This window comes from Streptomyces sp. OZ13 (assembly GCF_052068155.1).
GTDB lineage: Bacteria > Actinomycetota > Actinomycetes > Streptomycetales > Streptomycetaceae > Streptomyces.
The window spans coordinates 306,728-332,424 of the sequence record NZ_JBQHCZ010000002.1 but is presented as its reverse complement, the minus strand read 5'-3'; the positions used below and the strand labels follow the sequence as shown (position 1 = coordinate 332,424).

At 70.9% G+C, this 25,697-nt stretch carries 20 protein-coding genes; 10 read left to right on the top strand and 10 right to left on the bottom strand.

The features are described 5' to 3' along the window. Positions 1-555: a helix-turn-helix domain-containing protein gene (locus ACTMTU_RS05150; protein WP_441262245.1), complete on the bottom strand. Its 555-nt coding sequence runs from the start codon at positions 553-555 to the stop codon at positions 1-3. 133 nt (positions 556-688) lie between these two features. Here ACTMTU_RS05150 and ACTMTU_RS05145 point away from each other — a divergent pair, with 133 nt between their 5' ends. Next, the gene (locus tag ACTMTU_RS05145; protein WP_441262244.1) at positions 689-1,933 is read left to right on the top strand and encodes a benzoate/H(+) symporter BenE family transporter; all 1,245 of its coding nucleotides are present in this window, start codon (positions 689-691) and stop codon (positions 1,931-1,933) included. Here the strand turns inward: ACTMTU_RS05145 and ACTMTU_RS05140 are convergent. The 3 genes from ACTMTU_RS05140 to ACTMTU_RS05130 form a co-directional block, all read right to left on the bottom strand. Further along, on the bottom strand, positions 1,893-2,621 hold the full coding sequence (locus ACTMTU_RS05140) for a type 1 glutamine amidotransferase (protein WP_441262243.1): 729 nt from the start codon (positions 2,619-2,621) through the stop codon (positions 1,893-1,895). The two genes, ACTMTU_RS05145 and ACTMTU_RS05140, sit on opposite strands and share 41 nt — an antisense overlap. A gap of 746 nt (positions 2,622-3,367) precedes the next feature. Next, positions 3,368-5,872 (bottom strand): SpoIIE family protein phosphatase, encoded by a 2,505-nt coding sequence (locus ACTMTU_RS05135; protein ID WP_441262242.1) that lies wholly within the window; start codon positions 5,870-5,872, stop codon positions 3,368-3,370. Between the two features lie 224 nt (positions 5,873-6,096). Beyond that, entirely contained in the window at positions 6,097-6,549 is a 453-nt protein-coding gene (locus ACTMTU_RS05130) for a hypothetical protein (protein ID WP_441262241.1), read from the bottom strand. Positions 6,550-6,792: 243 nt separating this feature from the next. Between ACTMTU_RS05130 and ACTMTU_RS05125 the strand changes: the two genes are divergently transcribed. Further along, positions 6,793-7,488, top strand: coding sequence for a DUF4352 domain-containing protein (locus ACTMTU_RS05125; protein ID WP_441262240.1), 696 nt, complete (start codon positions 6,793-6,795; stop codon positions 7,486-7,488). A 103-nt stretch (positions 7,489-7,591) separates the two neighbouring features. On the opposite strand, the gene ACTMTU_RS05120 is transcribed toward ACTMTU_RS05125, so the two are convergent. The 6 genes from ACTMTU_RS05120 to ACTMTU_RS05095 all read right to left on the bottom strand — a co-directional run bounded on the left by ACTMTU_RS05120 (position 7,592) and on the right by ACTMTU_RS05095 (position 17,712). Next, positions 7,592-12,109 carry a caspase, EACC1-associated type gene (locus ACTMTU_RS05120; protein WP_441262239.1) on the bottom strand — a complete coding sequence of 1,506 codons (4,518 nt, stop codon included), beginning with the start codon at positions 12,107-12,109 and terminating at the stop codon, positions 7,592-7,594. Continuing rightward, positions 12,106-12,528, bottom strand: a complete 423-nt coding sequence (locus ACTMTU_RS05115; RefSeq protein ID WP_441262238.1) for an effector-associated constant component EACC1 — start codon at positions 12,526-12,528, stop codon at positions 12,106-12,108. Before ACTMTU_RS05115 ends, ACTMTU_RS05120 begins: the two co-directional genes overlap by 4 nt. A 650-nt stretch (positions 12,529-13,178) precedes the next feature. Then, complete coding sequence (locus ACTMTU_RS05110) at positions 13,179-13,511, bottom strand: peptidoglycan-binding domain-containing protein (RefSeq protein ID WP_441262237.1); 333 nt, start codon at positions 13,509-13,511, stop codon at positions 13,179-13,181. Positions 13,512-13,769: 258 nt separating this feature from the next. Beyond that, the gene (locus tag ACTMTU_RS05105) at positions 13,770-14,462 is read right to left on the bottom strand and encodes a hypothetical protein (protein WP_441262236.1); all 693 of its coding nucleotides are present in this window, start codon (positions 14,460-14,462) and stop codon (positions 13,770-13,772) included. A 1-nt stretch (position 14,463) separates the two neighbouring features. Then, positions 14,464-16,908 (bottom strand): glycoside hydrolase domain-containing protein, encoded by a 2,445-nt coding sequence (locus ACTMTU_RS05100; RefSeq protein WP_441262235.1) that lies wholly within the window; start codon positions 16,906-16,908, stop codon positions 14,464-14,466. Positions 16,909-17,220: 312 nt separating this feature from the next. Further along, the gene (locus ACTMTU_RS05095; RefSeq protein ID WP_441262234.1) at positions 17,221-17,712 is read right to left on the bottom strand and encodes a peptidoglycan-binding domain-containing protein; all 492 of its coding nucleotides are present in this window, start codon (positions 17,710-17,712) and stop codon (positions 17,221-17,223) included. A gap of 434 nt (positions 17,713-18,146) precedes the next feature. On the opposite strand from ACTMTU_RS05095, the gene ACTMTU_RS05090 reads away from it, so the two are divergent. From ACTMTU_RS05090 to ACTMTU_RS05055, 8 genes are all read left to right on the top strand, one after another. After that, positions 18,147-18,809, top strand: a complete 663-nt coding sequence (locus ACTMTU_RS05090; RefSeq protein WP_441262233.1) for a hydrolase — start codon at positions 18,147-18,149, stop codon at positions 18,807-18,809. Between the two features lie 5 nt (positions 18,810-18,814). Continuing rightward, positions 18,815-19,354, top strand: coding sequence for a DoxX family protein (locus ACTMTU_RS05085; protein ID WP_441262232.1), 540 nt, complete (start codon positions 18,815-18,817; stop codon positions 19,352-19,354). 80 nt (positions 19,355-19,434) lie between these two features. Then, positions 19,435-20,019 carry a Dps family protein gene (locus ACTMTU_RS05080; RefSeq protein WP_441262231.1) on the top strand — a complete coding sequence of 195 codons (585 nt, stop codon included), beginning with the start codon at positions 19,435-19,437 and terminating at the stop codon, positions 20,017-20,019. Next, a complete protein-coding gene (locus ACTMTU_RS05075; protein ID WP_441262230.1) occupies positions 20,019-21,515 on the top strand; it encodes a dihydrolipoyl dehydrogenase family protein in 1,497 nt (498 codons plus the stop codon). Before ACTMTU_RS05080 ends, ACTMTU_RS05075 begins: the two co-directional genes overlap by 1 nt. Positions 21,516-21,695: 180 nt before the next feature. Continuing rightward, positions 21,696-22,649 carry an alpha/beta hydrolase gene (locus tag ACTMTU_RS05070; RefSeq protein WP_441262229.1) on the top strand — a complete coding sequence of 318 codons (954 nt, stop codon included), beginning with the start codon at positions 21,696-21,698 and terminating at the stop codon, positions 22,647-22,649. Positions 22,650-22,696: 47 nt separating this feature from the next. Continuing rightward, positions 22,697-24,562 (top strand): amidohydrolase, encoded by a 1,866-nt coding sequence (locus tag ACTMTU_RS05065; RefSeq protein ID WP_441262228.1) that lies wholly within the window; start codon positions 22,697-22,699, stop codon positions 24,560-24,562. Positions 24,563-24,578: 16 nt separating this feature from the next. Further along, on the top strand, positions 24,579-25,316 hold the full coding sequence (locus tag ACTMTU_RS05060; RefSeq protein WP_441262227.1) for a GPR1/FUN34/YaaH family transporter: 738 nt from the start codon (positions 24,579-24,581) through the stop codon (positions 25,314-25,316). A gap of 48 nt (positions 25,317-25,364) precedes the next feature. Continuing rightward, on the top strand, positions 25,365-25,679 hold the full coding sequence (locus tag ACTMTU_RS05055; RefSeq protein WP_441262226.1) for a GNAT family N-acetyltransferase: 315 nt from the start codon (positions 25,365-25,367) through the stop codon (positions 25,677-25,679). Positions 25,680-25,697: the final 18 nt, after the last annotated feature.

Genomic DNA, 25,697 nt, shown 5'->3' with positions numbered 1-25,697 from the left:
TCAAGCATCCTTGGAAGACGTGCCCTTCGGGTACCGGACGAAGAGGACGCCTTGGACGTCGCCGTCCGGTGCGCTGTAGAAGTGCGGGACGTCGGCCGGCCAGTGGGCGTGGTCGCCCGGGCCGGCCGTTTGCGGCACGTCCGGAAGGCCGACGACCGCCGTTCCGGAGAGCACCATCAGGCTCTCCGTGGTGTGCGGGACATGGGCGGCCGACTTCTGGGTCGCGCCCTCGGCGATGGTGACGCGGAAGACGTCGGTGGCTGCGTCCTCGTCCTCGAACCGCTCCAGGAGGACCGCGGTGACGGCGCTGCCGGAGACTCCGGCCGCCCCCGGCGCGACGCGGGGCGCCGGGTCGACGAGGACGGCGCTGACCGGGCGGCCGAGCGCGGTGGTCAGGGCATAGAGCGTTTCCAGGGTGGGGTTGCGCCGGCCCGTCTCGAGTTCCGAGAGCGTACCCTTGCCGACGCCCGAGCGGCGTGAGAGCTCCGACAGGGACAGGCCGCTGTCCTGCCGCAGCCGCTTCAGCCTGCGCCCCACCTCGTCGTTCAGACCCATCCGCCCGGTTCCGTCCGGTTCTGCGCCCAACGGCGCTTTGACGTGCCGCCACCCACGTCCTTAGTGTTCCATAAACGGAACGTTCCGTTTACGGAACGCTTGTACGTGCTCTCCCCTCCGGAAGTGATGCCGCATGTCCCCGCTCGCCCGCATACGCGCCATCGCACCGCCCTCGGCCGTGGCGGCGGGGCTCATCGCGGTCACCGTCGGCGTGACCAGTGCCGCCGCCCTCGTGTTCACCGCGGCACGCGCCGCGGGTGCGGACGCGCGGGAGGTCTCTTCGTGGATGCTGGCACTCGGCGTCGGGATCGCCGTGACCTGCGTGGGTCTGTCGCTGCGGTACAAGGCCCCGGTCGTCACCTCCTGGTCGACGCCGGGAGCCGCGCTCCTCGCCACGAGCCTGAGCGGCGTGTCCATGGAGAAGGCCGTGGGCGCGTTCGTGTTCAGCGCAGCACTGATCATGGTGAGCGGTCTGACCGGATTCTTCGCGCGGGTCATGGGCCGGATCCCGGTGCCGCTGGTGTCGGCGCTTCTCGGCGGAGTGCTGCTCGAGTTCGGGACGGGGCTCTTTTCCCAGATGGGCAGCAGTTTCGCGATCGCGTTTCCGGTGTTCGTCCTTTATCTCCTCGCGCGCCGACTGCTGCCTCGCTACGCGGTCCTCATCGCGCTCGGCGGCGGAGTCGTCGCCTCCGTCCTCACCGGGGGCTGGCATCTGGAACGGGTCCGACTGTCGCTCGCACAGCCGGTGTTCACGGCTCCCGAGTTCGACTGGAAGGTGCTGATCAGCGTCGGCGTGCCGCTGTTCGTCGTCACCATGGCCTCGCAGAACCTGCCGGGGGTCGCCGTGTTGCGCGGGTCCGGCTACGAGGTGCCCGTCTCGCCCGTCCTGACGTGGACGGGTGCCGTCCAGGCGGTGCTCGCGCCGTTCGGGGCGTTCGGCCTCAACCTGGCGGCGATGACCGCCGCGATCTGCACCGGCGACGGAGCTCACCCCGACCGACAGCGGCGCTACCTCGCGGCCGTGTGGGCGGGCGTCTTCTACCTGTGCGTCGGCCTGCTCGGCGCGACCGTCGCCTCCCTGCTCACCGCGATGCCACACGCGCTCGTCCTGGCCGTTGCCGGGATCGGCCTGCTCGCCACGATCGAGGCGTCCCTGGCCAGTGCTCTGTCGGACCCCGCGTCCAGGGAGGCGGCCGTCGTCACCTTCCTCGCCACTGCCTCCGGTGTGACGCTGCTCGGCATCGGGTCCGCGTTCTGGGGGCTGTTGGCGGGCGTGCTCACCAGCGTCGTCGCGTCGGCGGGAAGGCGGCGGCGAGCCGCCCCGCCGGCGCCGCCGGTCACGGCAACCTCGCGCACACGTGAGCGAACCTCCGCGTGAACACCGACCACGCCGCGACCGCCGCACCCTCGGCGGCCACGGCCTCGGCGTGCAGCCGGTCCCTGTCGAAGCCCTGCCGGGCCAGCGTCTCCCGGTCCCACCCGGCGATCCGCTCGGCCTCTGCCTCCGGGTGAAACTGCACGCCCCAGGCCCGCGCGCCGACTCGGAATGCCTGGGGGGGGCAGGCCGCGCTGGACGCCAACCAAACCGCGTCCGGCGGAAGCTCGGTGATCGCGTCGACGTGCCGTTCGATCGCGGGAACCGCCGGGCCGAGCCCGTACAGCAGCGGATCGTCGGCGGCTTCGGAACGCATCCGGATCTGTGTGCTGCCGAACTCGGGCTTTCCGTGACGCGCCCGTACGCTGCCGCCCGCAACCTGTGCGAGCAACTGGCCACCGAGGCAGATGCCGAGGACGGGCGTGCCGGCGTCCAGTGCCTGCGAGACGAGGCGGCGGGTTGCCGGGAGCCAGGGCGCGCGCTCGTCGTCGTCCGGCAGGAAGCCGCCGCCGAGCACGAGGAGCGGCCTGCCGTCGAGCGCCCGGGGCAGGGCATCACCCTCGTAGGGGCGCAGCACTTCGAGGCCGATCCCCGCCTCGCGCAGCCAGGCCCCGACCCGGCCGGGACCGCCGCTCCTGGTGTTCTGTACGACCACGGCGGTCGGCGGGCCCGGTGCGTGCGAGGGCGTCATCGCCTCAGCTCCCTGCTCGGCATCTGCGTTCGCCGCGTTGGTCCCTACGTTGATCGAGGCAGCAGATCAGGGCGCGACGTGCGACGTCAACGGTCCGTCGGCCGCCGTACTCGGAGGGCTGGCCTCCAGTTCCCATGGGGCGACGGGGCTCACGCTGACCATCGAGTAGCGTGCCGCGCCGACTCGGTCGACGCCGACGCCCACTTGGCCGGTCGATCCTCGGCTGAGGGGAGCGGCTCTCGCGCTGCGACCTCGCCGAGGGTTCGAGGGGGGCTTACGCCGCCCGGTTGCCGAGCAGCGTTGCCACCACCGGCGTCCTGGCGTCCCGGACGCGGCGGAACGGCCCTTCAGCGGCCAGCACAAGCAAAAGCCCCTGAGGGGGACGTGACGGCCACCCCAGGAGCTCTCGCTCAGCCACTCCAACGGGAGCGCTTGGAGTTAACCCCACCACCATCCCATCCCCCGTCGCCCGCGGAGCGTCCGCCACGGCAGCAGTCCCCTGGACGGAGGTACGGTCCGCCCGGAGGAGCTGCCCCGTTGGCTCGATCGGCGTGGTCCCCCGTCACGGGGGCGGGGGGTCATGCCACTCGCAGAGCAGGACGGTGCCGTCATCTCTGAGCTGTCCGGGCAGTTCGTAGGAGGCAGGTTCCACGGCGTCAGCACACGCGGAGAGAAGGTGCAGCCATTGCTGTGGACACTGGTCGTGGCCGCAGGCAAGTCCGGCATCGGCCTCGGCGTCTACCGAATCAGTGGGAGCGTGACACGTGATCGGGTGTCACCTCGGCACGATGACCCGAAGCGAGCTTGGTGAGCAGCAGGGCGATGTCGTCGGCCCGGTACGAGGAGCCCCGGGCGTTGTGCAGAAGCCGGTCGGCGAGTTCGTCCGGTGTGTCCGCACGGGCGTGGGCCAGCGATGCTCGCAGGCGGTCAATCCCTACGTTGATGTCGGCGCCGCGTTCCTCGACCAGTCCGTCGGTGTAGAGGGCGAGGACGGACCCTGGTGGGAGTTCGATCCGGGTTGCTGGATAAGTGCTTGCGCGATCCACACCGAGGAGTGGGCCGATTTCCAGTTCAAGGGCGTGGGTCATCGCGTTGGGACGGCGGAGCAGGGGTGGGGGGTGGCCGGCGGTCACAGCACAGGCGTGGTGGCCGTGGGGTTCGAGGTGGATGTAGCAGCAGCTGGCCAGCAGCCCGGGGTCGAGGTCGACGAGGGTTCGGTTGACGCCCGCCATCACATCGCCGGGTGTATGGCCTACCGCCGCGAAGGCCCGTACGGCGCTGCGCAACTGGGCCATGGTGGCCGCGGCGGCGATGCTGTGGCCCTCCACGTCTCCGATGACAAGAGAGACCCCACTACCGGTGGGGATGACGTCGTACCAGTCGCCACCGATGTCCATTCCACTGGTGCCGGGCAGATAGCGCGCGACGGTGCGGATACCCGGGACTACTGGCAGCCGGTGCGGCAGGAGCGCTTGCTGCAGGCCCCGCGCGAGGGCGAACTCGGAGTCGTAGAGCCGCGCTCGTTCCAAGGCCTGGGCGATCAGCCCGGCAAGTGCGGTGAGGACGCCGCGGTCCCTCTGCGTGAACTGGTGGATCTCGTCGAAGCCGAGGACGCAGGTGCCGACAGGGTGGCTGGAGGCGATCAGTGGCAGATACGCCCAGGAGCGTACGTCGCCCGTGGGGATTCCGGGGTAGCCCTGGGAGAGGTCCTGCTGCGACTCGATGAAGAGCGGCGTGCCGGAGGTCAGGGTCTCCGTACCGGGCAGCCGCGCGTGCAGCGGTACGCCCTCCAGCCAGTCGAGGAAGTCTTCGTGGTGGCCGGTGTGAAAGAGCAGACGCATCGTTCCGTCGCGGACCACGTAGATCGCCAACTGCTGGCCTCCGAATGCCGGTAGGAGCTGGTCGGAGATGACCTCGCAGACTTCGCGGGCGGTGACCGCCTCGGTCAGCGCGCTGCCCAGCTGCAGGACGTGGTACATGACGCCCAGGCGCGCCGGTGTGGCATCGGTTGCTGTCTCGGCCGAGGCGGCGGACGGCGTTGAGGTCGAGGATGAATCGTCGACGGGCACCACCCGGCCGGTTACTCCGTCTGCTTCCGGATGGAGAGAGAATGCGAGCCACCGGTCGGGCGGTCGGCAGGCAAGGAAGGACACTGGCGCCTGCGAGATCATCGCGGACCGGTGCCGGTACTCGACGTCGGGATCGGACAGCCACGGCAGTACGTCCGGGAGAAACTGTTGCAGCAACTCGTCGCCGCGCACGCCCAACAGCCGCAGGGCGCTGTGGTTGGCGTAGGTGACCCGCCCGTCGGGGGCGAGGGAGATCAGACCGTCCCGCAGCCGTTCGACCGCGGCGACGGCCGCGCTGCCGGCAGCCGCGTCGACGACCGTGCCGACCAGGCGGGTGCGTGCCCGCGCGCTGTCGGCCTTCAGTACGCGGCCGCCCCACAACTCAACCGTGCGGTACCCCTCACTGCTGTCCCTGCGGTCCCGTATGCGCAGGCGCCGCGCTTTGATCCGGCCCTCGGCGGCTGCCGCGCGGGCGGCAGCTCGAAGGGCCGCGCGGTCGCCGGGATGGAGGCAGGAAGCAAGCGTTTCGGCCCGTCCGTCGAAAGCACGGGGGTCAAGACCGAAGATCGCGCAGAGCTCGTCGTCCACGGTGATGATGCCGGTGACGAGGTCCCATTCGAACAGGCCGGCCCGCACGGCCGGTGCCGACGGAGCCGGTGTCTCGACGGGAATCGTCTGCGGGTCGCACTCGACGGGATCGCCGGTACGGGCGCGGAGGTCGGAGAGGGCGGCACCGAGCCGGTTGGCGACGGTCCGCACGTGGCGGCGCTGGGCCTTGGACATCCCTTGGCCGCCGGGTGACGCCGCCCGGACGATCGCCAGCGCACCAAAGGTCTCCTCGCCTGAGCCCACCGGCACGGAGCAGGAGCCGAAGGCGTACGGCAGAGCCACCGCGAGCTGGGGATACCGGCGCGTCGTCTCCTCCGCATCGGCCAGGTGGACCGTGCGCCCGGAGCTATAGGCTGCGGCGACCGGGATGGGACTGCTCACCGGAATGAGGCGCCAGCCCCCGAGCAGAGAGGGCGGCACGCCACAAGTCGCGGCGAGCACGATCGACCGGCGGTCGCGGGAGCGGAGAAAAACACTCCCCGCATAAGCGCCGGTTCCTTCGACGGCTTCGACGACGGCCGCAGCAAGCAGATCCTCACGCTCCGCCGTCACGCCGCCGATCATTTCGCGCATACTTCCAGTGTGCGCAGGTCGGCCCCACCGGCCCAAGACGGCAGCGCAGCGGAACGCATCTATCGCAGGGCGGTCGCCGCGATCCGGCCATGGCTCCGCCCTGGATCCCCGAGGCGCGCCGGCGAGTCTCGACCACTTGCCCGGCCGGTTCCGGCACGGCTTCCCCAGAGGCGGCCGCCGGCCTTCAGCCTGCGCCGCGATGACCTGCTCGATGGCGAGGGCGATCACCGATCGATCTCGCTCTCGCCGAGCTCGACAGCCCTCGTCGCCGCCGTCGGAGGCGGCATCTGCGCCGGCTCGTCGTCGGTCACCTGCACGAACGTGTCCTTACTGATCTCGTAGCCCTTGATGATCTCGTCGTCGGTGAGCTGCTTCCCGTCCGCACCTTTCGGTACCGCACGCGGCCGTGTCAGCGAGGTGCACCTGCCGGAACGAGATCGAATGGTCACGGGGCCGGACCAGATCGGGCGGGCATGGCGAGAGACCTCCATGACAGCCCCGAAACGGTCGGCGTACGGCGCTGCACAGCGGGAAGGTCGCCCGGGCGGGAGGCGTCGGATGTGCCAGGAGCGGATGCGGGCGGCCGCGTCGTAGGCGTCGCTGCGGCCCGTCTCGATGTCCCGGGCGAGGTCGACCAGCGCGGCGTAGGGGGCGTCGATGCCGCGTCGTCGGCCCACAAGGACTCGTCGCCTTCGCTCCGTCCCGCCTGGGCCGACCGGCGCCCACGTCACGGTCCGGATCCGGCTCGACGAGGACGACCTGCATGTGGTCAGCGCCGGCCGCGCGCTCATTGCCCCCACAGGCGGCGGAACACCACCGGTACCCGTGCAACCATCAACCACTCCGGTGAGTCCCACATTTCACGCACCGCTCCCACATGAATCGCACACATTCGCGGCGCTCCCGACCTTAGGCAGGCCATGACCCACCCGCAGCAGCCGTACAACCAGCCCCAGCAGTACCCGCACGGACAGCCCCAGCCGGGATACGGCTACCCGCAGCAGCCCGGCCCGTACGGTCACGGCCCCGCCCCCTACCAGCCGCCCCCGCCGCCGAAGAAGGGCATGGGCGCCGGCGCGATCGTCGCCATCGTCCTCGGCTCCGTGTTCGGCGGACTGATCCTGCTCGTCATCCTCGGAGCGGCCCTCGGCGACAGCAGCACGAGCACGAAGAAGCCGGTCACATCGGAGGCGGCGGAGAAGGCGCCGGTGAAGAAGGACGACGCCCAAGCGGACGCGAAGCCCGCCACCAAGCCGAAGACCGAGCCCGCAGCCGAGCCGGCCAAGCCCGCCCCGGTCCAACTCACCGTGACGAAGACGACGTTCAGGCCGAGCATCCTCCACGACGGCGGCGACTACACCAGCGTCCAGGTCACCATCGCCAACAACAGCGACGAGCAGATCGACATCAACCCGCTGTACTTCGCTATCACCGACACCACCGGCCTGAAGCACAACCACGAGCTCGGTGAGGACGAGAACCAGATGGACATGATGGACCTCGCCCCGGGTGAGAAGGCCACGGGCGTCATCACCGGCAAGGGCAAGTTCACCCCCAAGTACGTGACGTACACCGACGGCCTGTTCGGCGAAGGCGTCCGCGGCAACGTGTCCTGACCGGTCGAATGCCAGGCCGAGTCGGAAGTGCCACACAGGGTTCGCCATGTCGGGCTGAGCCCCACTTCGGTTTTTCGGGTCCATCAGCCCCCCGGCCATGCCGTCAACGGGACGGGCACGAACGCTGGTAGGGGACGTCGGGGGCGTAGACGTGCCACTGCCAGGCCTCCAGCCCGCCGCCGGTCACTTGGCAGGCGAGTCCGGTCGTGTCGGCGGCGATGGCCGGGTAGTCGCCGAGGTCCCAGAAAAGGACCGTGCCTCCACCGGCGGCGACGAGCGAACGGCCGTCCGGGGTGAAGACCACGTCGCTCACACCGCCCTCGTGGGGGCCCAGGCGGCCGGCCAGGTGGGGTGCGTCGCGGTCGCCCACGCTCCACAGCCATGCGAGGCCGTCCCATCCGCCCGCCGCCACCAGGCCTCCGCCGGGGTGGAAGTCCGCGCCGTCGAAGGTCACGTCCCGGTCGTCCTCGCGCGGCACCGTTCCCGTCTGCCGGGGCCGCCGCGGGTCGCTCACGTCGAAGAGACTCAGGACCGCGCTCCTTCTGTCCTCCCCGCTGGTGCCCTCTCCGGCCACGGCGACCGTTCTGCCGTCCGGGCTGAACGCCGTCCGGCCTCGCAGGTTCGGCAGCCGTCCGTCCGGAACCAGTTCCGCGAAGGACGCGCCCGGCGTCTGCCAGTCCCACAGGTGCACGCCTCCCGCGTAGCGGCCCCGGGACGTCAGCAGATAGCGGCCGTCGGGGCTGAAGTCGTTCCCCGTGAGCGAGCTGACCTCGGCGAGCGAATCCTTCTTCCGCGGGCGGCGTGGGTCGGCGACATCCCATAGGTCGAGTGCCTCGCCGCGGACCGCCAGGAGAGGCCGGTCGGGCGCGAAGACGAGCTCGTCCGCGTCCTTGGTGGCCGTGCCGAACGCACCTACGACACGAGGCCGCTCCCGGTCGGCGAGGTCCCACAAGGTCACCGTACCGTCGATGTGGAGGCCGGCCAGGAGGGTTCCGTCGCCGCTGAGGGCGATGTCCCGGACGATGCTGCGCGGGCCGCGGGCTGTGGCCAGCGCCTTGGGGGCGGTCAGGTCGCCGACGTCCCAGAGCCGGACGGTGGCGGAGCCGGTCACGGCCAAGATCCTGCCGTCGCGCGAGAGGGCCACCACGGTGTGGCCGGTGCCCGAGTCCAGCTTCCGCACGGCACGGGCCCGCTGTGTGCTTCCCAGATTCCAGTGGACGGCTTCCGACTCGCCGCCGTAGGTGTTCACCGAAACGAGCCTGCGCCCGTCGGGTACGAAGGCCAGGGTGCCGATGTCCACCCCCTTCTCGATCCGTGCCAGCACACTCGTGTGCCCCACGAGGTTCTCGCGCCGCACCGGCTTACGGGTGTCGCTCAGGTCCCACACGGCGACCACCCCGTCCTTGCCCGCGGTCGCCAGCCGGGAGCCGTCGCGGGAGAAAGCGAAGGCCTGCACCTCGTACGAGTGCGCCTGCCACTTCGCGACCGTCGTCGGATCGTGGGGCTCGGAGACGTCCACGAGCTTGGCGGATCCCTCGTCGGTCGTGGCCAGATGACGGCCGTCGGGGCTGAAGGCGATGTCTCCGTCGGACCCGCGCACGAATGCACCCGGCCGGGGTGCACGAGGATCCGTCACGTCCCAGACACGCACGCCGTCGACGGTGTAGTTTCTGCCGATGTCGAGCGATCCCCGGCTTCTGGGAAAGTCGGAGGAGACGGCGAGTGTCCGGCCGTCCGGGGCGAATGCCACGCCGTCGGTCTCGTACACCCCTCTGGTCACCGACACCCGGCGGGGTTCGCGTGCGCCGGAGACGTCCCAGAGGGCGAGCGCGCCGCCGTGTTCCGCCGCCAGATCTTCGTCCTCGTCCCACCAGCCGACCACGGCCGCCCGCCTGCCGTCGGGGCTCAGCGCCATCGCCTCCGCGTAACCGGGCAGACCGGTGGGAAGGAGCCCGGAAACCGTGCGCCGGGGGGCTTTCCCCTCGTGCAGTCCGGTGAGGTCCCACAGTGACATCGTGTCGTCCGAGCACAGGGCGGCGAGAGTCCGGCCGTCCGGGCCGCCGAAAGAGACCGTGTAGGCGTCGCAGTCCAGACGGGCCAGTGCAGTCGTCCGGGAGGTTCCGCGGCCCACGTCCCACAGCGTCAGGGAGTCTTCCTCGAAGGCGGCGAGGGTTCGTCCGTCAGGCCCGAGAACCGCCTCGGTCGCCTCGGTCGGCAGCAGGGCGGAGCCGCGGAACGGGCTCTCGGCGAGTGTCTGGAACATGCTTCGCCGTGCGTCCGCCCCCGGTCGCAGCGCGTGGGCGGCCAGGCCCAGGGCCAGAGAACTGCGTGGATCCGTGTCCCGCAGGCTGTCCGCCTCCGCCAGCAGCGCACGGTAGGTGGCCAGCTCCCGCTGAGCCTGGGCGGTGTTGCGCTGCTCCTCCGCCCTGCCTTGCTGGTGCAGGGCCGTCGCGGCGAACCCGAACGAGGCGAGTACCGCGACCACCAGCGTGACGACCGCGGCCTTCAGCGCTCTGAGACGGCGCCGCTCGCGCAGCCGGGTGCTGTGTGCCGCCGCCTCACTCTCGGCCAGGAACCGGCGCTGCGGTTCCGTCAGTGGTGCGCGGTGACCGGGGACGCGCAGATCCAGCGCGTTCTGCAACCGGCTGCCGTGCAGGAGGAAGGCGGGATCGCGCCCGGCGGCCTGCCATTCCTCCGCGGCGACACGCAGTCGTTGCCGCTCCAGCAAGGCCGCAGCGTCCTCGGTCACCCAGTCACGCAGCCGCGACCACGCGCGCAGCAGGGATTCGTGGGCGATCTGCGCGGTGTCCTGGTCGACGGTGATCAGCCGGTCCTTCGCCAGCCGGTCCCGTACGTCCCGGGCACCGGCGGGCAGCCCGTCCAGCAAGGAGGCGAGTGGGATCGGATGCCGGATCACCGCACCCGCGCCGTTCGGAGGCAGGTGCACCATACGCAGGAGCAGTTCCCGCAGCACCCACTGATTGTCGGGGCCGAGTTCGCGGTAGAGGTTCTCCCCGGTCCGGGACATCGATCGCCAGATGCCGCCGGTGGCGTGATATCCGGCCAGGGTGAGCCGGGCACCGGCGCGCCGCAGCCAGGTCTCGCGCAGTGCGTGTGCCAGGAACGGCAGTGCGCCCGTCCCGTGGTCACCTACCCGGCCTTCGCCGAGGTCCTGCAGCAGCCGGTCGGCGAGCCCGTCCTCCAGCTTCAGGCCGGCCGCGGCCGCGGGGCCCTCGATCGCGGCCCGTAATTCCTCTTCGCTCATCGGTGGGACGTTCAACTGCCCGCTCCGCAGGGCCCTCTCCAGTGCGGAGTGGGCCAGGCAGCTGCCGTAGTGGTCCGCGCGAAGGCCGAGGACGACCCGCGGTCGCGGAGCAGGCCCGTCGCCCGCGACGGCGGCGATGAACGCGGCACGCTCGGCGGCGTCGGCGCAGTGTGTGAACACCTCCTCGAACTGGTCGACCACGAGCAGCCGACATGCTGCCCGCCCGGCGCGGGGCGGCAGGAAATGGCCCCGCTCCAGCGCTCGGCGCACTTCTGGGACCGGGCGCCCGGTGGTACGTGCCCAGGCCTCGGCCAGGGCGGCCAGCGGACGGGACCCCGGTGCGGGCAGCAGCAGAGCGGGCCAGGGCGCCGCGGCGTCGTCGGACGCGTGCCCGCGTGCGAGTCCGGCCAGCAGACCGGCACGCAGCAGGGACGACTTGCCCGCTCCGGAAGCGCCGATCACCACGACCGGACCGGTGCCACGCACCGCGGTCAGCAGCCGCCGCACCAGGTCGTCCCGGCCGAAGTAGTGACCGCTGTCCTCGGTCCGGAACGGCTCCAGACCGGGATACGGGCAGGGAAGGTCGGCGGGTGGTTCGACGTGGCCCTCGTCGGCGGGGACCTGGTAGGCGACGTTGCGTACGAGGGGCAGCGCACCCAGCGTTCCCTCGCTCTGTCGGGTCGGCCGCACCCGCGTATCGTCCGCGAACTGCCGCTCCAACGTGGCGTGCAAGCGGTCGGCGGTCAGCCACGGCGGCCCGGTGGGGTCACCGTCGGTGAGCAGACGCAGGAGCCGGCCGCTGAACAGGGTGTGCGGTTGCCCCTCCGGAGCGAACGACAGCGCGTAGTGGGACGCCGACGTGAGCAGGAAGCTGCCTCGTGGTTGCGCGGATACGAACGGATCCGGTGTCACGCCGCCCTTCGGCCGCTTCGCGATGCCCGAGAAACAGCAGTCCAGCACCACCAGAGAGCCATGTGCCGCCCCACCCAGCAGGTCCCGCACGGTGCGGTAGGGCACCGCCCCCGCGACGCTGTGGTCCGAAAGACTGAAGTGGGTGGCCAGGTACAGCTCGTCGCCGGGGCCGAGCAGGCCGTGTCCGACGTAGTACAGCACCAACGGCCCCTTCGCGCCGTGCAGCGCCTCTTCCACAGCGGCCACCACTTCGGTGGCGTCCGCGGAGGCCGGGACCCGCGTGACGCTGCCGGTGGCCCTGCCGCACGCGTCGTGCAGCGCCTGCTCGAGACCGCTCAACGTGGCGTCCACAGAGGTCAGTTCGGTGAGTTTCGAGCCCGGGCGGAACGAACCGGTGCCGATCAGCACGACTCGGGCACCGCGTGCCGCCAGGCTGTCGGTCACGGCGCGGGGTCCTCACGCGGTCGCTCCGCTCCGCCCTGCTCCTCACCCGGCAGTTCCGCCCGCTCCGCGGGCCGTGCCAGCCGTTCGGCCAGCTCGGCGAGCTCCTGAGGGCTCAGGCTGCGGGCCTGGCGCGTGCTGATGGTGATCGAGGTGCCGTCCGCCCGGGTCACGGTGACGGTGTGGTTGCCGCGCCGCGTCTGCACCCAGGCGACGATCGCCCCGGCGAAGACCGCCGCCACCCCGCCCGGTTCCAGCAGGGCTACTAGGGCATCGGTCGCGGGGCCCATGGCCCCGGGCGGGGGCTCCGTCGACTCCCGTCGGACACGGCCCCGCAGTTCCGGCTCGTTCAGCAGCCATCCCCGCAGTTCCTCTGCGGCACCCGAAGTTCCTTCCGCCCGTACGGTCATGACGATACTCATCCGTCTCCCCCTCGTTCTCCGGCCACGGCGTTCACCACACCCACGGACGCCCCTGGAGGATCCGAGGCTACTCAGCCGGGCGCCGGCACTCCAGGGGATCACCGCCCGCCCGCTCCGAACTCTTCGTGGACACTTCGGGGCGTACAGGGCAGCAACTGCCCGACGTCCCTCGGATCTTGCTGACGGTAGTGACGATGCAGGGGGTGCGGGGACCGGTCGGTGACTCACTGGTCCGTCCCGGGGCGTCGCGCCGAACTTCCCCCGGTCCATGTCGGTGACCTGCCCGCCGCTCAACGGCCGGTCCACCGCAGACCGCCTCGCCCGAGCGGTAGGCGGGGCAGCCCTGGCAAGGGGTGAACGCTGGTCGGGTGGCCAGGGCCCGTCGCCGGGCCCCGGCCGAACCAGATGCAGTGTCAGTGACTGGCGCGGCCGCCTTCCGACGGATGGGACGAGCCTCGTGGACCGGGAGCCTGTGTCGAAGCGCATGAGGCAGGAGTTGCCCCTGCCAGGGGGCGCCGGTGGCAAGCAGTCGCTGTGGTGGCGCTGTCGGGAGCAGCCGGCCGGCTGCTCCGTTCACGTCACGCGGATGTTCGAGCGACAGGCGGACCCGGCATGCCCGGCTGCCGGGCGTGCCGGGTCCGCAACGGGTGTCAGCCGCAACTGTGGTAGCCGTAGCCCGCCTGGCGCCGGTCTCCCTGGCGGTCGAGGAAGGTGTACTTGCCGTCCGGGTTCCGGATGATGCTGAAGGTGTGCTCGTCCCCGTTGTACTGGAGGGTCAGCGCCTTGCCCGAGGCGGTGCTGCCGCCCACGTAGGAGGGATTCCTGGCCGCCCTGCCGAACGTCGCCCCACCGACGGTCGAGTCCGTTCCGAGGCGCCAGCGTGACTGCAGCGACCGGGTCGCCCGGGCGGTGTTGGTGCCGAATATCCCGTCGATCTTGTCCTTGGTGAAGGACTCGCTCGTACTGGATGCCGCGTACATCACGCCCTCGACCCAAAGGATCTTCTGCCACAGGAAGGTTGGCTTGGAGCTCGCGTACGAGGTTCGAGAGAGGACCCCCTCGTCGTTCCAGTCGTCGGAGAAGTCCCTGTACCCACGCCCCCAGCCGTCCGGCGTATTGGCCGACGCCGGTGAGACGCGGACGCCCAGCGTCAGTGGGGCCCCGCGGTCGTGACGGCCGCGATCGCTCTCGTGGGCTTCATGTCCCCCGTGTTCTTGTCATGAGTGTTCTTCCTTGCGCGGTCAGCTGCTCTGGGTGCGTTCGAGACGGCGTGCCTTGACCCGCCTGGCGGGTTGCGCGGGGTCTCCGACCGCCCCCGCTCCGCGGGTCCGCCCGGCACTGGGCCGAGGGGAGAGCCGTCCGGCGACGCGAGCGAGGCCGTCCCCTTCCGGCCCGGCGGCGATGTGGAAGTGCGACCGCTTCACGGGATCGAGGTCGCCGCCCCAGACGACCGTGCCTTCGCAGTCCAGGAGGATGTCACGCACGATCAGTTCATGGTGGGGCCACAACTCCTCGGAGCCGCCGAGGGGGTACGCGGCGGGGTGGAGGCAGAGTGCGGTGCCGGAGAGGTAGTTCGATTCGAACTCCGCGGCGACGGTCCGGCTGGTGGTGTGGCCGCTGATGCCGCCGCCCTGGCCGGTGTCGAGTGGTGCGATCTCGTAGTGCCAGCGCCGGGCGACGTGCAGGAGCACGGTCGCCACCGGGCCGTCCCGCAGGTCCACGGAGGCCGAAGAGCCCTCCACCGTACGGGTGCTGACGGCGTCGGGGGTGATGGGCCAGCCGTTCAGGGACCTGTCCCGGGTCCATGCGGCGCTCCTCCCGTTCGACGCGGAGACCGGGGCGGCGGCGGCCGGGCCGACGTGGGCGATCCAGGCGGCCACGGCGGCGCCGGCCCCGGCGGCGAGTACGCCCCGGCGCGAGATGGTGCGGCTCACGCTATTCCCCTTCCATACGTCGGGTGATGACGGTGTGCAGTCCCTCGACGAACGAGTCGAGTTGGTCCGCGGGGATCTTCTCCGGCCACTGGGACTCGTCCTCGGGCAGAAAGAACTTCTTGCCCCAGTCGAACGCGGAGAAGAAGTCGAAATCCAGCAGGATGTTCCGCACGGTCGCCTCGAACGTGCTGCGACTGCCGCTGAACCGGGTGTCGTAGAAGTGGGTGAACCGCTTCCCCGAGCGGTTCGCTCCATCCCAGAAGTGGTACGTGAACAGGGCGTCGGACAGGAGCCTGTCGTCCCCGCCGCCCGACTCGCCGTCAGAGCCGTGCAGCATGCGGGAGAGGTTGTAGGCGTCGACGTCGGCGATGAGGTCGTCACTGCTGAACCGGGATTCCACCGTCGCGGATCCGACGACCTGGACGCAGAAGTTCTCGCCGGTCATCGAGCGGTGGTCCTCACGCCACTGCGTGTAGGCGTTGAGGATGTCCCCCGCCCATCCGCAGCCTTCTCCCACGGTCGCGTCGTTGCCGCTGCCGGGGCGGCTGTAGTGGCCCTCGGCGGCGGCGCCGAAGTGCGCGAGGGTGATGTCGTGGTTCGCCCGCGGATCGTAGTAGGTGAGCCTGTCGCCGGGTTCGATGCCCGCGTCCGCGCAGGCATCCATGATGTCCCAGGAGATGCCGCCGAGAATGGCATCCCATTTCACGCCGTGATAAGCGGGTTCGGCCGAGCGCAGGAACGCCAGCGTTCCGTCGATCACCGAGTGCCGGGGAGGTCCGGAGCCCATGGCGGAGATGACGCCCTCGACGCGCTTCACGAAGTCGATGTACTCCCGCAGGCTCTGATCACCCTGGCCGGTGAAGTCGAGGCTGGACACCCCGAGGTCGCTTTCCCGCCGCCAGACGTTGGCGTCGAGGCCGTAGCCGGCCTGGAACTGGTACTCCCGGATCTGGTTGAACGACCAGTTGTGCGGCATCGGATAACCGAGGTTCCCGGAGTAGCCCCAGGACATGCCCGAGACGAAGGACCAGCGGGCGCCGGCCTCGCGGGAGACGCGTTCACAGACGTTGCGGGTGCCGTACACGCCGAAGACGTAGCGGGCGCCGTTCTGCTCGAAGGCCGTGCGGACACCGTGGAAGTAGGGCAGGACGTTCGAGGTGATGTGGTGGTCCTGAGCGTCGTAGTCCACGGCGAAGTAGATGCAGGATCCGTGCGGGATGCCGTGTTCCCTGGCCTTGGCGACGGCCTTGACCCCCTGGTCGTACCCCTTCTCGTAGGTGAAGTTGAACAGCTGGGTCCCGTTGTACTGGAACAGCGGGAACAGCCTGAGACCGCCGTCGATGATGTCCTGCGCCTCGCCGGGCTTGAGCGCCTTGCCGAGGTAGTGCTCGTCGTCGGGGTCGAGGTGCTCGTCCAGGTACCGGCCGATGATCCGGTAGTCCTCGTTCCACAGAGCCTGGGCGCGTTCCTTGCTGGTGTACGCGGCGGTGTCGCAGCCTTCGGCGTCGCGGCTGGTGTCACCGCAGGAGACGAGCAACTGGGCCCAGGTCTGGAAGTTGTAGGTGCCGGTGGGGATCTGGGAGAACGCCTGGAAGGCGTTCACCCAGTGCTCGATGTCGGGCCAGGGGACGTCGCCGTCCTCCTCGGGCCAGGGCATGTCGCCGAACACCTTTTCGAAGGCGAAGTGAACGGCGCTGCCGTCGCTGTCCCAGGTGGGGGAGTTGAACCAGCAGGCGGCGCGGAACAGCAGCGCCAGGTCGGCGGGCAGGGAGCTGCCGGTGCCCCTGGTCTTCAGGGCCTGCTGTGTACCTTCGCCGAAATAGCCGTTGATGGTGGCTTTGTCCAGGCCGAGTTCGTACTGGACGGCCAGCATCAGCCCCTGCTGCACGTCGCGCGAGTAGTGGCCGTCGCACGGCACCAGGTTCATGGCGGGGATGCGGACGAGCTGGACGTAGCGCTGGTTGAGGTGCTGCTGGATGCGCTTGGTGGTGCCGTGGCCGCCGGGCACGGTACGGAACTGGTCCATGCGCAGCAGCGACCGGGTGATGCGGGCCCACAGGTCGGCGTCGATGTGCGAGCCGGGAAGGAGACCGATGTCGCCGTAGAGTTCACCGAGGGAGGCCGTGGCCGTCGAGTCCCATACGGCGGGATGCTCCGAGCCGTAGTAGCCCTTGCACCACAGCGCGGCGTTGTAGATGCGGACGATGTTCGTGTTGGTCTCCTGGTCGGGGAACCGGAAGCGCTTCTTCACCGCTTCGAAGGTGCCCGGCCCGAAGTTCTTGACTGTCGGGGAAATCCCCAGTTCGTGCTGGAGTGCCTGGGTGAGGCAGTCCACTGTCGCCCAGCCCGTACTGCCGTCCGTCGGGCACGGTACGTACCCGGGCGCGTTCGCGTAGGTCGCATTGACCCACTTCTGGGCAGCCAGGACATTCGGGTCTTCCGACATGCGCATCCTCCACGGTTCAGATTCGTCTGCCCGGCGCGCGGTTCGCCGGGCGGGGCGGTGGAGCCGCCGCGTGGCCGGCGCGCGGGAGCGGTCGGCCGCGCCCCGGCCCGGGCGGGAGCGGGAGCCGATGGGGCTCCCGTGCCGGAGAGGCGGGCTTCCCCTCGCCTCTCCGGCACGGGAGCCTCGTGTGACGCGGCCCTCGAGGTCGGCAGCGCGGCACTCCCCGTCCCACGGCCCGCGCTGAAGAGGCTCCGTCGAGTTCCGGCATGCTCCGCCGGTGAGGATTGTCGTTCCGCTCGGAGTGGCGGCTCGTCAGAGCCGGCTGCACTCGTCGGAGCCCATGGCGGTGACCGGCTTGTAGTACCACGTGAGCGCGTTGCGGGTCTGCGGGCCGTAGCCGCCGTCCACCGAGATGCGCTCCCTGGCCTGGGCCCGCTTGAGCGCGTCACGGGTCCGGGGCCCGAAGTCCCCGTCCACGTCCAGCGATTCGCCGTAGCACTTGTTGAGGGTCAGTTGCAGCGCCCTGACACCGGCGCCGGAGGACCCCTCCTGCATCGAGCAGTTGAGACTCAGGTAGGTGCCGTCGCTCCAGGCGGGGATGCGTGCCTCCCCGCGCCACTCGATGAAGTTCCCGTACTTGACGTAGGTCGCGTTGCAGCCGCTCGCGGCCGCGGCCGGCCCGGCGGTGCCGACCACGGCGGCGCCGGACAGCAATGTCACTCCTACGGCGAGAGCCGTCACTCTGGTACGGAGGGTGCGGAGGGTGCGGTTGATCTCCATGGAAGCCTCGTCCTGTCGTGTCACGTCGGTCCTGTCACGTCTGTCGAAGGCCCGTCTGCGTAGCCCTCTGCTTCTTGACGATCCGCCGGCCGGACTGGCGACCTGTTGCCGGCGTACTGGGGCGGATGACAGACACCACCCTCCAGTTCTGAGCTTGCAGAAAGCTTGCAGAGGCATGGACGCCCTGGTCACGCCCGAAGAGCCCCGGGAGCGAGCCTCGCCCCCCACCTACGGACGAATGCCGGCCCCACCGTCCTTTCGCGGGAGGCGAGTACTCCGGTGAGTCCGGCATACGCAGTGAATCCAACTCGTGTCCCTTGCGCGGGGGGTAGTGCGCTGTCGTGCCAACTCCTGGGCACGGAGAGAGAAGTCGGCCGGTCGGGCCGGTCGTAGTTTTCGGGTGTGCCGAACCCAGTAACGCGGACGGCACGATTCCGACTGCTCCGAAAGGATCCCTCATGTTCGACATCACCAAGGTGCAGGCCGCCCCGAGCGCGGACCTGCTCACGCCCGGCAACGCCGTCATGCTCTTCGTGGACCACCAGCCGCAGATGTTCTTCGGCACCGGGAGCGGCGATCGCGCCGCGATCATCAACAGCACCGTGGGTCTCGCCAAGGCGGCCCAGGCGTTCGACGTGCCCGCCGTCCTGACCACGGTGGCCGCCGAGTCGTTCTCCGGGCCCCTGCTTCCGCAGCTCGCAGAGGTGTTCCCCAAGAACGAGGTCATCGACCGCACGACGATGAACGCCTGGGAGGATGAGGCGCTCGTGGCGGCGGTCAGGGCGACCGGGCGCAAGAAGATCATCCTCTCCGGCCTGTGGACCGAGGTCTGCCTGGTGCTTCCCGCGCTGTCCGCGCTGGAGCAGGGCTACGAGGTGTACGTGGTCTCCGACGCCTCCGGCGGCGTCAGCCCGGCCGCCCACGAGCACGCGCTGCAGCGGATGATCGCCGCCGGCGCGGTGCCGGTGACCTGGGTGCAGGTCCTCCTCGAGCTGCAGCGGGACTGGGCGCGTCAGGAGACGTACGGCGCGGTCATGGAGATCGTCAAGGCCCACGCGGGCGCCTACGGCCTGGGTGTCGTGTATGCGCAGAGCATCATCGGCGCGCACGCGGCCGGCTGACCTCCTTGGACACCGGCATTCTGATCCTGCGTCTGCTGGTGGGGCTCCTCGTCGCCGGCCATGGCGTGCAGAAGATCAGCACGCACCTGGGCGGCAGGGGGCTCGAGGGCGGCACGCAGGAGTTCCGCGCCGACGGTTTCCGCGGTGGAGCCCTCACCGCACTGGCGGCGGGCGGTGGTCAGATCGGATCGGGTCTGCTGCTCGCCTCAGGCTTCCTGACCCCGCTCGCCGCCACGGGGGCCATCGGGGTCATGACCGTCGCCCTCACCGTGAAATGGCACAACGGCCTCTGGGTGCAGAACGACGGCTACGAGTACCCGCTCGTCCTCATCGGCACCGCCGCCGCTCTCGCCGCCACCGGACCCGGCGCCTGGTCCCTCGACGCGGCCCTCGGCCTCAGGCCCTACCCGCTGTGGTGGACAGTCCTCGTGGTCGCGGCGGGCGTCGGAAGCGGGCTGCTCGCCCGGGTCGTACTGCACCGGTCGGGCCCGGCAGCTACGGCAGACCCGGCGGCGCCGCAGGCCGCCGTCCGCAGCGAGCGCTGACCGCGTGCCACGCAGACCGGGTCCGGCCGCTCCGTGCCCCCGACCGGACGGCCGGGCCCTCCCACCTCCAGGAGAACTCGATGGAAACCACGACCACCACAGCCCCGCGCGGAGGCGGCCAGCCGCTGCTGCACCAGAAGGGCGAAGAGACCCAGACGTTCGGCACGCTCAAGCAGCTGCCGATCGGCCTCGGCCACGACACCCGCATGTACGCCTGCCAGCGGCTGAACCGCGTACTCGCCGACACGCAGATCCTGTACTCCCTCTACAAGAAGCACCACTGGCTCATGCGCGGGGCGACCTTCTACTCGCTCCACCTCATGCTGGACAAGCATGCGGATGCCCAACTCGCCATCGTGGACGGGCTGGCCGAGCGGATCCAGAGCCTCGGCGGCGTCGCGGTCGGAGACCCGCGCCACGTCGCGGAGCTGACGGCGATTCCCCGGCCGCCGGACGGCGTGGAGCCGGTCCCCGTCATGCTGTCGCGCCTTCTCGACGCGCACGAGCGGATCCTGATCGACGCGCGGGACGCCGCCGCCCGGATCTCGGACGAGGGCGACGAGGGCAGCACCGACCTGCTCGTCTCCGACGTCATCCGCACCGGCGAGGCGCAGGTGTGGTTCCTGGCCGAGCACCTCGTGGACACCCCCCTGGTGCGCGGCTGATGGAGGACACGTACGACGTCGTCGTGGTCGGCGGCGGGCCGGGCGGCGAGGTCGCCGCCGACCGCGTCGTCCGATCAGGGCTGACCGCCGTCGTCGTCGAGGCCGAGGCGGTCGGCGGCGAGTGTTCCTACCGGGCATGCGTGCCGAGCAAGGCCCTGTTGCGTCCCGGCGCGGCCAGGGAGGCCGCCCGGTCGGTCGACGGGGCACTGCAGGCGGTGACCGGGGCCCTCGACCCGGCGCAGGTCCTGGCCCGCCGCGACCGGTTCACCGGCCGCGGCGACGACACCGGCCAGGCCGACTGGCTGAACAGCGCCGGCATACCCCTCGTACGAGGGCACGGCCGGCTCGCCGGAGAGCGCCGGGTGGAGGTGACCGGGGCCGACGGCACGGTCCGCACCCTGCGGGCCCGGCTCGCGGTCGTCCTCTGCCCCGGCACGGAACCCGCGCTGCCGCCGGTCGAAGGGCTCGACCGGATCGGTGTGTGGACCAACCGGCAGGCCACCACGTCCGATGCGGTGCCGGCGCGGCTCGTCGTCATCGGCGGAGGGGTCGTGGCCTGCGAGATGGCCACCGCGTGGCGCTCTCTCGGCTCCTCCGTCACCCTGCTCGTCCGCGACCAGGCCCTGTTGACCGGCTGGGAGCCGTGCGCCGGCGAAGAGGTCACCAGGGGGCTCACCGGCCTGGGCGTCGCGATCCGCTTCGGGGTCTCGGCCACGCGGGTCGCCCGTGACGAGACCACCCGTAGCGTGACCGTGGAGACCGACGACGGAGCCGCCTTCTTCTGCGACGAGGTACTTGCCGCCACCGGCCGCCGGCCGCGCACGGCGGACCTGGGCCTGGAGACCGTCGGCCTGCCGGTCGGCGACTGGCTCCCGGTCGACGACACCTGCCGCGTCACCGCCCTCGACGGGGACTGGCTCTACGCGGTCGGCGACGTGAACCACCGTGCGCCGCTGACCCACATGGCCAAGTACCAGGCCCGCGCATGCGCCGCTGCGATCGCCGAGCGCGCAGCGGGCCGTCCTGCCGACACCGGCCGCCGGCGGGCATGGCGCGCGGAGGCCGACCACTTCGCAGTCCCCCAGGCGGTCTTCACCCACCCCGAGGTCGCGTGCGTCGGTCTCACCGAACGCGCGGCACGCGAAGCCGGAGTCCCGGTCCGCGCGGTGGAGTACCGCATCGACGACGTCGCCGGAGCCGCGCTGTACGCGGACGACTACCGCGGCCACGCCAAGCTCGTCGTCGACGAGACCCGCGAAGTCGTCGTCGGCTGCACCCTCACCGGCCCGATGGCGACCGAACTCATCCACACGGCCACCGTCGCCATTGTGGGAGAAGTCCCGCTCGAGCGTCTGTGGCACGCCGTCCCGGCCTTCCCGACGGTCAGCGAGGTCTGGCTGCGCCTCCTGGAGTCGTACGGCCTCTCAGAAGACCGCCGCACTGCACCAACACAAGCATCCGGCGAGCCCGTTGTGGGCGCTGATCACCACCGCTGACAAGAACATCCCGCCGGCCGCCGAACGGTGCACGGCACGGCGCGCGGCTCCCACACCACGGAGGTGGACGCGTTGCACGCCGTGGCCGTCCCGGTCGTGGTCACCGACGTGATCATCGACGCCACGCGCGCCACCCACTGAGCAGCACCCACTCGTAGGACCCACGAAGGAGAACCTCTCATGCCGAACACACCGATTCTCGAACCCGCTGCCCAGGCCTTCGCCGACGCCACCGCCCAGCCGCCGTTCCTGTACGAGATCCCCGTGGCGGACGGCCGCAAGGCCGTGGACGACGTCCAGAGCGGTGAAGGCGTCGTGCTGCCCGCCGTCGACGAGGAGTGGATCACCGTCCACGGCGGCCCGACCGGCGACGTCCGCGCCCGGATCGTCCGCCCCCGCGGCGCTACCGGCCCGCTCCCCGTCATCCTCTACATCCACGGCGCCGGCTGGGTCTTCGGCAACGCCCACACCCACGATCGGCTCGTCCGCGAACTCGCCGTCGGCACTCGCGCGGCCGTCGTCTTCCCCGACTACGACCTCTCGCCCGAGGCGCGCTACCCCGTCGCCATCGAGCAGAACTACAGCGTCGCCCAGTGGATCGCCCGCGAGGGACACCACAAGGACCTCGACGGCACCCGGATCGCCGTCGCCGGCGACTCGGTCGGCGGGAACATGACCGCCGCCCTCACTCTCATGGCCAAGCAGCGCGGCGACGTCCGCATCGCCCACCAGGTCCTCTTCTACCCCGTGACCGACGCGGGCTTCGACACCGACTCGTACCACGCCTTCGGCGAGGGTTACTTCCTGCGCCGTGACGCCATGAAGTGGTTCTGGGACCAGTACACGACCGAAGAGGCCGAGCGCGCTCAGATCACCGCGTCACCGCTGCGTGCCTCCACCGAGCAGCTGACCGGTCTGCCGCCGGCCCTGGTCATCACCGCGGAGGCCGACGTCCTGCGCGACGAGGGCGAGGCGTACGCGGCGAAGCTCCGCGCCGCCGGCGTCCCCGTCACCGCCCTGCGCGTCCAGGGAGCCATCCACGACTTCGTCATGCTGAACGCGCTGCGCGAGACGCAGGCCGCGGAACTCGCCATCGGCCTCGCCACCGACGCCCTCCGCAAGGCCCTCGCATGACCGGGCCGTCGACGCACGGACCCTCCGCACACGGGCCGTCGGCAAGCATGCCGGTGGCGGGCCTCGTCCCCGGCCCGCGGCGGGAACACGAGCACGCCGACCTCCTCGTCCGCAACGCCAAGGTCTTCACCGGTGACCCCGACCGCCCCGAGGCCCGTGCCGTCGCGATCCGCGACGGCCGGGTCGCGGCCCTGGGCGACGACCACGACCTGGCCCATCTCGTCGGGCCGGGAACGAAGGTCGTCGACGCGCTGGGCCGCCGGGTGATCCCCGGCCTCAACGACTCGCACCTGCACGTCATCAGGGGCGGCCTGAACTACGTCCTGGAACTGCGCTGGGACGGCGTACGAAGCCTCCGCCACGCCCTCGCGATGCTGCGCGAGCAGGCCGGCCGCACCCCGAAGGGGCAGTGGATCCGGGTCGTGGGCGGCTGGACCGCCGAGCAGTTCGCCGAGCGCAGGATGCCGACCGTCGCCGAGCTCAACGCCGCCGCCCCCGACACCCCGGTCTTCGTCCTGCACCTGTACCAGTCGGCCCTGATGAACCGGGCCGCGGTCCAGGCGGCCGGGTTCACTCGCGACACCCCGGATCCCCGCGGCGGGCAGATCGTACGGGGCCGGGACGGCGAACCCAACGGCGTCCTCCTCGCGGCGCCGGGCGCGCTCATCCTGTACTCGACGCTGGCCAAGGCGCCGGCCCTCGACGAGGCGGACAAGCGGACGTCGACCCGTCACTTCCTGCGTGAGCTGAACCGCTTCGGACTGACCTCGGCGGTCGACGCCGCCGGCGGTTTCCAGAACTTCCCCGACAACTACGCCACCGTCGTCGACCTCGCGAGGTCGGGGGAGCTGTCCCTGCGGATCGCCTACCACCTGTTCCCGCAGACGGCCGGTCAGGAGCTCGCCGACCTCAAGCGCTGGACGGAGATGGTGAAGCCCGGTGACGGGGACGAGTGGCTGCGGCTCAACGGCGCGGGCGAGAACCTGACCTGGGCCGCGGCCGACTTCGAGAACTTCTCCGAACCCCGGCCCGAACTCGCCGCAGGGTACGAGGCCGAGTTCGAGAGCGCCGTACGGCTCCTGATGGAGAACGGCTGGGGCTTCCGGCTCCACGCCACCTACGACGAGACGATCCGCCGCGACCTGGCCGTCTTCGAGAAACTCGCCGCAGAAGGACTCTTCCCCGGCGACAACCGCTGGCTCTTCGACCACGCGGAGACCGTCTCGGCCGACAGCCTGGACCGGATCGCCGCCCTCGGCGGTGCCCTCTCCGTCCAGAACCGCATGTCCTTCCAGGGCACCGCCTTCCGCGACCGTTACGGCGCCGAGGCCGCCGCCCACACGCCGCCGGTCCGGGCCATGCTCGACCGGGGCCTGACCGTCGCCGCCGGCACGGACGCCACCCGCGTCTCCTCGTACAACCCGTGGGTCGCGCTCCACTGGCTGGTCACCGGGCGCACCGTCGGAGGCACGGCCCTCAGTCCGGCCGGGAACCTGATCGACCGGGAGACCGCCCTCGGCCTCTACACCCGCGGCGGGGCGGAGCTCACCGGCGAGCAAGACGTCAAGGGAATCCTCCGCGAGGGCTTCTACGGCGACCTCGCGATCCTGTCCGACGACTACCTCACCGTGCCCGAGGCCGACATCCCCGACATCGAATCCGTACTCACCGTCGTCGGCGGCCGGATCGTCCACGCCTCCGCCGAGTACGAGGGTCTCGACGAGCCCGTCCCGCCGGTGAGCCCGGATTGGAGCCCCGTCGCCCACTTCGGCGGCTACCAGAGCGGTGCGCGTCAGGCGTCGCTGGTGGCCGATGCCGTCGCCGAGTCCGAGCAGCACCGCCGGTGGCGCGTCGCCCGCGGCTCCGTTCGCGACACGACGCCGTCCTTCGTCGACCCCTGCTTCGAGCACTGAAAGAGAGATCCACCCGATGACCGCAGCCTCCCCCGCCGCCGACAGCGGCGACACCCCGGCCGCCTCGCCGGACGCTCCCCCGGGACGCCGTTTCGAACCGGACCTCCGGTCGATGACACGCATCAACCTGCGCCCCATCGCCTCACCCATGCCGCTCGGCTTCTTCGCGGTGGCCATCGCCTCCGTGATGACAGGCTGCCTGCAGCTCGGGATCTTCGACGAGACGGCCCGCAGCGCCGTCGCCTTCACCGTACTGCCGGCCTTCGTCCTCCAACTTCTGGTGAGCATCCTGGCCTTCGGCGCCCGTGACGTGATCGCGGCGACGCTGATGGCGGTGTTCGCCGGCAGCTGGCTGGCGTACGCGCTCGTCATGTTCAGCGGCGCGGCCGACGGCCTCGAGGTCCTTGGCGTGTTCAACCTGGCCCTCCTTTGTTTCGGGGCCTTGATGACTGCCGTGACGCGGCCCAAGCGCGCGCTGTGGTTCGTCCTCGCGGTCTCCCTGCCCCGCTGGGCGGCCACCGGCCTCGCGGGCCTCACCGGCGCCGAATGGCTGACGCTCACGGCCGGTGCGCTCGGCCTCGTGGTGGCGCTCGTCGCGATGTACACGGCGTTCGCCCTGATGCTCGAGGACATGCGCAGCGAGCAGGTCCTGCCCATCGGCCGCAGCGGCCCCGCCCACATCGCCGTGGAAGGCGACCTGGGCGTCCAACTGCGCAACCTGGAACGCCAGGCGGGCGTGCGCCGCACGCTCTGACCCCGGCCCCGACCCACCCCGTCACACCACGACCGCACAGGAGCACCCATGGAACCGCAGGTGACGGACCGGCCCGAGAAGTCCCGGTACGAGATCCTCGCCGGCGACGACGGCACCGAGACCGCGGGATTCGCCGAGTACCACCTCTCGGAGGGCGAGATCGCCTTCATCCACACCGAGATCGACAGCCGGTTCGCCGGCCGGGGCTTGGGCGGTCTCCTCGCCCAGGGAGCGCTCGACGACGCCCGGGCCCGTGGGCTGCGCGTCCTGCCGTACTGCCCATTCATCCGGGGCTGGATCGGCAAGCACCCCGAGTACACCGACCTGGTTCCCGAGGCAAGGCGCGCCCGCTTCGGCCTGTGAAGCACCGCGCATCCATCT

Bases quoted from the DNA above. Each gene is read 5' to 3' on its own strand.
- ACTMTU_RS05150 (WP_441262245.1), bottom strand. From the start codon at position 555: ATGGGTCTGAACGACGAGGTGGGGCGCAGGCTGAAGCGGCTGCGGCAG.
- ACTMTU_RS05145 (WP_441262244.1), top strand. From the start codon at position 689: ATGTCCCCGCTCGCCCGCATACGCGCCATCGCACCGCCCTCGGCCGTG.
- ACTMTU_RS05140 (WP_441262243.1), bottom strand. From the start codon at position 2,621: ATGACGCCCTCGCACGCACCGGGCCCGCCGACCGCCGTGGTCGTACAG.
- ACTMTU_RS05135 (WP_441262242.1), bottom strand. From the start codon at position 5,872: ATGCGCGAAATGATCGGCGGCGTGACGGCGGAGCGTGAGGATCTGCTT.
- ACTMTU_RS05125 (WP_441262240.1), top strand. From the start codon at position 6,793: ATGACCCACCCGCAGCAGCCGTACAACCAGCCCCAGCAGTACCCGCAC.
- ACTMTU_RS05115 (WP_441262238.1), bottom strand. From the start codon at position 12,528: ATGAGTATCGTCATGACCGTACGGGCGGAAGGAACTTCGGGTGCCGCA.
- ACTMTU_RS05100 (WP_441262235.1), bottom strand. From the start codon at position 16,908: ATGTCGGAAGACCCGAATGTCCTGGCTGCCCAGAAGTGGGTCAATGCG.
- ACTMTU_RS05090 (WP_441262233.1), top strand. From the start codon at position 18,147: ATGTTCGACATCACCAAGGTGCAGGCCGCCCCGAGCGCGGACCTGCTC.
- ACTMTU_RS05080 (WP_441262231.1), top strand. From the start codon at position 19,435: ATGGAAACCACGACCACCACAGCCCCGCGCGGAGGCGGCCAGCCGCTG.
- ACTMTU_RS05075 (WP_441262230.1), top strand. From the start codon at position 20,019: ATGGAGGACACGTACGACGTCGTCGTGGTCGGCGGCGGGCCGGGCGGC.
- ACTMTU_RS05070 (WP_441262229.1), top strand. From the start codon at position 21,696: ATGCCGAACACACCGATTCTCGAACCCGCTGCCCAGGCCTTCGCCGAC.
- ACTMTU_RS05065 (WP_441262228.1), top strand. From the start codon at position 22,697: ATGCCGGTGGCGGGCCTCGTCCCCGGCCCGCGGCGGGAACACGAGCAC.
- ACTMTU_RS05060 (WP_441262227.1), top strand. From the start codon at position 24,579: ATGACCGCAGCCTCCCCCGCCGCCGACAGCGGCGACACCCCGGCCGCC.
- ACTMTU_RS05055 (WP_441262226.1), top strand. From the start codon at position 25,365: ATGGAACCGCAGGTGACGGACCGGCCCGAGAAGTCCCGGTACGAGATC.